5 protein-coding genes and 1 pseudogene are annotated in these 6,991 nt (G+C 57.4%); all 6 read left to right on the top strand.

Going from position 1 to position 6,991, the window contains the following annotated elements; translation table 11 throughout:
• Nucleotides 1–1,781 (top strand): ATP-dependent zinc metalloprotease FtsH (ftsH, locus tag AXF19_RS12905; protein WP_066849750.1); only part of this gene is annotated, 1,781 nt, incomplete at its 5' end.
• A 234-nt stretch (nt 1,782–2,015) separates the two neighbouring features.
• Nucleotides 2,016–3,497 (top strand): glycosyltransferase, encoded by a 1,482-nt coding sequence (locus AXF19_RS12900; RefSeq protein WP_237141631.1) that lies wholly within the window; start codon nt 2,016–2,018, stop codon nt 3,495–3,497.
• A complete protein-coding gene (locus AXF19_RS12895) occupies nt 3,494–4,645 on the top strand; it encodes an FkbM family methyltransferase (RefSeq protein ID WP_066849746.1) in 1,152 nt (383 codons plus the stop codon). The genes AXF19_RS12900 and AXF19_RS12895 overlap by 4 nt, the downstream gene beginning before the upstream one ends.
• Before the next feature lie 41 nt (nt 4,646–4,686).
• Entirely contained in the window at nt 4,687–5,715 is a 1,029-nt protein-coding gene (locus AXF19_RS12890) for a radical SAM protein (protein WP_066849744.1), read from the top strand.
• Nucleotides 5,716–5,724: 9 nt separating this feature from the next.
• Nucleotides 5,725–6,744, top strand: coding sequence for a radical SAM/SPASM domain-containing protein (locus tag AXF19_RS12885; protein ID WP_066849742.1), 1,020 nt, complete (start codon nt 5,725–5,727; stop codon nt 6,742–6,744).
• Nucleotides 6,741–6,991: pseudogene (locus AXF19_RS12880) on the top strand (radical SAM/SPASM domain-containing protein); the annotation flags it as partial. The gene AXF19_RS12885 and the pseudogene AXF19_RS12880, both read left to right, overlap by 4 nt.

Raw genomic sequence — 6,991 nt, 5'->3', positions numbered from 1 at the left:
TCACGACGATTGCACCCGATGCGCCGAACAGCGATCAGGATCTCTACAAGCGCCTTGCGGACAAGGAGATCAATATCTCGGCGGAGAATCCGCCTGAGCCGCCGTGGTGGCAGACACTGCTCACCTCGCTCATCCCCATTGCAATTCTCATCGGCTTCTGGTTCTTCATCATGCAGCAGTCACAGATGGGCGGCGGCCGCATGATGAACTTCGGCAAGTCGCGCGTACGGCTCATGGTGAGCGACAAGAAAAAGGTGACGTTCGCCGATGTTGCGGGCGCGGACGAGGCAAAGCAGGAGCTGGAGGAGGTCGTCGAGTTCCTCAAGACCCCCGAAAAATTCAATGACCTCGGTGCACGTATTCCGAAGGGGGTTCTGCTCTTCGGCCCTCCGGGCACGGGTAAGACCCTCCTCGCAAAGGCGGTTGCCGGCGAGGCGGGTGTGCAGTTCTTCACGATCAGCGGTTCTGACTTCGTCGAGATGTTCGTCGGTGTCGGTGCCTCGCGCGTGCGCGATCTCTTTGAGCAGGCGAAGAAAGCCGCACCGTGCATTGTCTTCATCGATGAGATCGACGCCGTCGGTCGTCAGCGCGGCGCAGGCCTCGGCGGCGGACACGACGAGCGCGAGCAGACGCTGAACCAGCTGCTCGTCGAGATGGACGGTTTTGCCTCGAACGAGGGCATCATCATCATCGCGGCGACGAACCGCCCCGACGTGCTTGACCCCGCGCTCCTGCGTCCCGGCCGCTTCGACCGTCAGATTGTCGTGGACAAGCCCGACGTGCGCGGGCGCGAGGCGATTCTCAAGGTGCATACGAAGGGCAAGCCGATCGCCGATGATGTAAATCTGGACGTGCTCGCACGCCGTACGCCCGGCTTTACGGGCGCAGACCTCAGCAACCTCGTGAACGAGGCGGCGCTTCTTGCGGCGCGCCGCGACAAGAAGAAAATCTACATGGCGGAGATGGAGGAGGCGATCGAGCGCGTGCTGGCAGGTCCCGAGCGCAAGTCCCACGTCATGACGGAGGAGGAGAAGCGTCTCACGGCATACCATGAGGGCGGTCACACCCTCGTCGGTCTGCTGCTCGAGCACGCCGATCCCGTGCACAAGGTCACAATCATCCCGCGCGGGCGTGCGGGCGGCTATATGCTCTCCCTGCCGAAGGAGGATCGCTCCTATCGCACGCGTTCCGAGCTGTTCGACCGCATCAAGGTCGCACTCGGCGGACGCGTGGCAGAGGAGGTCGTACTCGGCGAGATCAGTACGGGCGCATCGAGCGATATCCAGCAGGCAACGCAGATCATCCGCAGCATGATTATGCAGTACGGCATGAGTGACACCATCGGCCCCATCGCGTACGGTGAGGAGAATCATCAGGTCTTCCTCGGGCGCGACTTCAACCGCGACCGCAACTACTCGGAGGAGGTCGCGGGTGAGATCGACCGCGAGGTGCGCCGCTACATCGAAGAGGCGTACGAGGCGTGCCGCGTCATCATCACGGAGAACCGCGAGAAGCTCGACCTCATTGCAAACGCATTGCTCGAGCGTGAGACGCTCAATGCAAGCGAGCTCGAAGAGCTGATGACGAAGGGCGAGATCAGCGACAAGAGCAAGGATGACGATGATCGGGACGACACGGGCAAGCCCCTGCCGATCCCTGTTGATGTCGTGATCGACGACTCTACGCAGACGAGCGAGGAGGCGGAGCGCGCCGCCGAGGAGCGCCCTGCGCCCGTTCCGACGACGGAGCCGAAATTCAACGTAACCCAGTGGAACAAATAGAAACAACGACGGAGGCGCTGCTGCATGAGAGTGAATGCGGCAGTGCCTTTTCTTTAGTGTTCGTGCGATTATGACGATAGTATAAGAGAAGCACTGATAAATTCAGCACCGCGAGTTATTCGGTGAATTTCGGACTTGAGAAAGTAGGGGAATAGGGTGGTTCTACGATCCGAGCACTCAGAAATAACGATTGTTGATCCCGATGGGAAAGATCCTGTCGTTTATGGAGATATATTGGATCTCTACGTGAATCGCGAAAAGAGTGCTGCGAGCATTTCGGAGCCGGATGACCCTCTCGTCAGCATCTACTTTCAGGCGTACAACCATCTGGAGGACTATACAAAGCCCGCGATTGCAGCACTTCTGCGGTATACGGCGGAGATTGACTATGAGCTGATCCTCGTGGATAACGGATCTACGGATGGGACATTTGAGTTCTTCAAGACGGTGGAGCATCCGCGCAAGCGCATCTATCGGATCACGAAGAACATCGGGGCATTTTACGCCTACAGAGCAGCGAAATATGCAACGTGTGGACGATTTTTGCGCGGCAAGTATTACCTTGGGCTTCCGAATGACATTCTCGTGACGAAGAACTGGCTGAGGAATATGCTCATCTGCATGGAATCCGATGAACGCATCGGATTCGTTGTACCGATGTCGGACAATGTGTCAAATCTGCAGGAGGTTGATCTCGGATATTCTGATTTCGAGGACATGCAGGAAAAGGCGGCAGCGTTCAATGTGTCCGACCCGCGCAAATGGCATGACCGTGTACGCCTGATTCCGACGGTTTGTATGATTCGCACCGCTCTCCGTGAGTTCTACGAGGCTGATTATGCGTTTATCTACGAATTTTCGGATGATGATATATCGTTTGCCTATCGGCGGCTCGGCTATCGTAACGTTCTCTGCGGAGATGTGTTTGTCCATCATGAGGGAAGCACCATCAGCGCTGCAGTCCCCGAACAGCGCGCTGAGAACATCGAGAAGGGGCGCGCCCTCTTTCGGTGCAAATACAACGGAATCGACGCGTGGAGCGATGTTGTCAACTTCGAGGTATATTTGCGCAGGGCGCTCTTTGATCATGCGGAGATGCGGGAGAATGCGTCTGTCCTTGGCATTGATGTGCGCTGCGGCACGCCGATCATGGAGATTCGGAATACGCTGAGGGAAAACGGGCTGCGTGAGGCCTTGCTCACGGCATATACGACCGATCCGAAATATTGGCAGGATCTGTCATGTTTCTGTGAGGGCGGTGTGTTCTGCGGAGATATTGACAGGCTGTCCCATAAACTTGGCGATGCCATGTTTGACTATATCATCATTGGGGAATATGGCGATCTCTACGAGGACGCGCTTGCCGTCATTCGATCTGCTGCATCGCATCTGCGCGTAGGGGGAGCGCTCGTCTGCAAGCTGCGGAACTATGATCTTCCCTACGAGCTGGAAGCAGTCGCCAATGCTCTGCAAACTCCACCCGCACCCTTGGCACAGGGAATGCAGCGGCTCGAAGCAGAGCTTCGGAATCTACCGTACCATATCAACATCTATCCCTATATGGAGGACGCATACGAGGTCAGAGAGTCATTCTTTGCACAGTTGAGAACGATGGAGGAATATCAGAACAATACCCATGTGCGCGAGGTGTTCTCGGAGGAGCGCTTTGACGCGCTGATGACCCAGTATGCCGTCGTATTGAGGAAGAGAGTATGAAATCGTCTGCGGATCTGCATAAACTCGAACAGTTTTTTACATTCCTCCATGAGACACCTGCTCCGCAGGGCTTCTCTGCATTGCGCGCGCAGCCGCTGCTCCTCTACGGGGCGGGGAATCTGGGCAAGAAGCTCTACGCGTGCCTCGTAGAGAATGGGATCGAGCCGCATGGCTTTATCGACAGGAATGCGGAGAGCTCCACTGCACCCGCGTCGGTCTATGTGCCCGATGCGCCGGAGCTGGCACCGCACTACAATGACAGCGTCGTGATCCTTGCGGGACTCTTTGGGCGCACGCAGGATGGGGCGATACGCCGCTCTCTCACGGAAATCGGTTTTCGGCAGATCTATGCCCTGCATGAGGTCGACTGGCAGAGCATCGAGAGCCGCGACTTCCTCTCGCATATGTTTATCGGCTCGTATGATCCGTCCAATCTGCTGCGCGACGCAGAGAAGATATGTGCGGCGTATGAACTCTTTTCGAGCGAGGAGGAGCACGATTTCTTCCTCACCGCACTGTCCGCCTATCACGCGCACGATGTCACGCGCTTCCCGCAGCCGCTGCCTCTTGAGGGACAGTATCTCGCAGCGGACGTGCCGGAGCGTATGGACTACCGCCGCCTGATCGACTGTGGCGCATATGACGGCGATACCCTGCGCAGCATCCTTGGGAGCGCGAGAGAGATCGAGGCGTATGCGGCGTTCGAGCCGCAGGGAGATCTCTGTGCGGAAATTCAGGCATACATACGGGAGCAGAAGGGGATTCGCGAGGCGCATACCCTGCCGCTCGGTGTATCGGATCGCTATGAGCAGCTGCATTTTACGGCGGTCTCGGACGGCCGCTCTGCGGCAAAGGCAGATCCGACAGGCACGGCAGTCCTCCAATGCGCACCACTCGACGGCGTGCTGCACGGTTTTGCGCCGACGATGATCAAGATGGACATCGAGGGCATGGAGCCGCGCGCTCTCAGCGGGGCGCGGGAGCTGATTCAGACGTATCACCCGCAGCTTGCGATCTGCGTCTATCACGACATTTCACATCTGTGGGAGATTCCCCTGCAGATCAGGGAACTCTATGAGGGCTACCGCCTCTACATCCGCAACTATCAATTCATGGGTCTGGAAACGGTCGTGTATGCCGTTCCCTGACCATCCGGCGAAGGAACGCCGTTAGGAGAGAGCAAAGAGCAATGGCAGAGATCAAGCCAAACTACGATACCAAGAGGAAGAAGCTCGCGGAGGTCATTCCGCTTGCCGCTCCGTTCACCGTCTACATCGAGCAGACGAAATACTGCAATTTCAAATGCTTTTACTGCATTCACTCCACCCGTGACGAGGCGGACGGTGAGTTCCGTGCGCTCGGACACCGTATGCAGCATATGGACGAGGGCTTCTATGAGAAAATCATCCGCGAACTAAAAGAATTTCCGCAGGACGGCGTCAAGCGCATCGTGTTCTCGGGACTCGGCGAGCCTCTGATGAATCCACGTTTGCCCGAGTACGTGCGCATGGCGGTGGATGCGCAGATTGCAGGGCGCGTCGAGGTCATCACGAACGGTCTGCTGCTGACGCCCGAAAAGAGCAGGGCACTCGTCGAGGCGGGCATCACGAACATCAACATCTCCGTGCAGGGGCTTGATGCGGCGGGTTATGAGGAGACATGCGGCATCCGCATCGACTTTGAACGCTATCTCGAGAATCTGAAATACCTCTACGAGCACAAGGGGAACGTCCAGATTTATATCAAGGCAATCGACGCGACACTGGGGACAAAGGAGAACGAAGAAAAATTTTTCGAGATTTTCAGCCCCTTCGCTGACCGCATCTACATCGAGCATCTTGTCGTCATGCAGCAGCAGATGGACGGACTGCGTGAAATCGTGGATGGGACAAAGAATTTCTACGGCGAAGAACTCGACGTGAACCGCAAGGTATGCGCGCAGTCCTTCTACTTCATGCAGATCGGCTGTGAGGGCGACATTTTCCCCTGTCCCGTGCCGGGGCTTGGCAAGAATCTCTCGATGGGCAATGCCAAGGAGCACACGCTCACGGAGATCTGGAACGGCAGCCGCCGCAGGGGATTCCTGCGCAAGATGCTCAAGAAGGAAAAGGATCAGATTCCGGACTGCGCGACCTGCACCTGTTTCAACGCAATCAACAATCCGATGGAGCAGCTGGACGACGACGCGGAGCGACTCCTGCCGCTCTTTGCAGACTAAGGGGGACGTATGGCATCAGAGATAAAGCCGATCTATGGCACGGAGCGCGTTCAGCTCGCATCCGTACTGCCGCTTGCGACCCCGTACAGCGCGTTCGTCTTTCCGACGACGTTCTGCAATTTCAAATGCGCCTATTGCGGGCACTCGCTCGGCTTTGCCGAGATGAAGAAGCAGTACGACTTCACGCCCGAGCATATGACGATGGGGACATACGAAAAGACCATCGAGCAGCTTGCCGAGTTCCCGCAGAAACTAAAGATGCTCTCGCTCACGGGGCAGGGCGAGCCGCTACTCAATCCGCATATTGCGGACATGGTGCGTCTCGCAAAGGAAGCGGGCGTTGCCGAGCGTATCGAGATCATCTCGAATGCGTCCATGCTGCGCCCCGCCCTTGCCGACGCGCTCATCGACGCGGGGCTGGACACCCTGCGCGTTTCCCTGCAGGGGCTTTCCTCGCAGAAATATGCGGACATCTGCCGCGCCAAGGTGGATTTTGATGCATTCGTCGCGAACATCCGCTATTTCTACGCGCATAAGAAGTCAACGAATCTCTTTCTGAAGGTGATGGATGTTGCGCTCGAGGAGGGCGAGGAGGAGAAATTCTATCAGCTCTTTGGCGACTGCACGGATCGCATGTATATCGAGCATATGCTGCCCGCCTATGATGGGGTTGAGATGACAAAGGACATGGTGATCGAGAGCGACCGTTACGGCGTCAAGACCGAACGCATCTATCAGGTCTGTCCGCTCGCCTTCTATATGCTCGGGGTATTCCCAAACGGCGATGTCGAGCCGTGCGATACGATCTACAAGCCCATCGTACTCGGCAACGTGCATGGGGGGCGCATTCTAGATATGTGGCACAGCGAGAAGATGTATGAGTTCTGGAAGATGCAGCTTGAGGGGCGGCGCAGCGAGAACAAACGATGCGCGAATTGCTGCGCGCCGAACGATGTCGCACATCCCGAGGATCACCTCGACGACGAGGCTGTGGCAATCCTCGCGCGCATTGAGGAGCTGCGCCGATGAGGGCGGTGCGCATTGACGGGCAGACGCCGGGCGGCAAGCGCACGCGCCTCGCCGACGTGCTTCCGCTCGCGACACCCTTCTCCGTCCAGATCTTTCCCGTCTACGGCTGCAACCTCGCCTGTGCCTACTGCATTCACTCCGTCCCTCCGGCAGAGCGTGGCTTTGTGGCGGGCAAGGTCATGCTCGACTACGCACTCTATGAAAAGTGCATCGACGGGCTGACGGCGTTCCCGCACCCCCTGAAAAT

It is taken from the genome of Selenomonas sp. oral taxon 126 (assembly GCF_001683335.1).
Lineage (GTDB): Bacteria > Bacillota > Negativicutes > Selenomonadales > Selenomonadaceae > Centipeda.
Note: the sequence above shows the minus strand (reverse complement) of the source record. Positions and strands in the feature narration are given on the sequence as shown.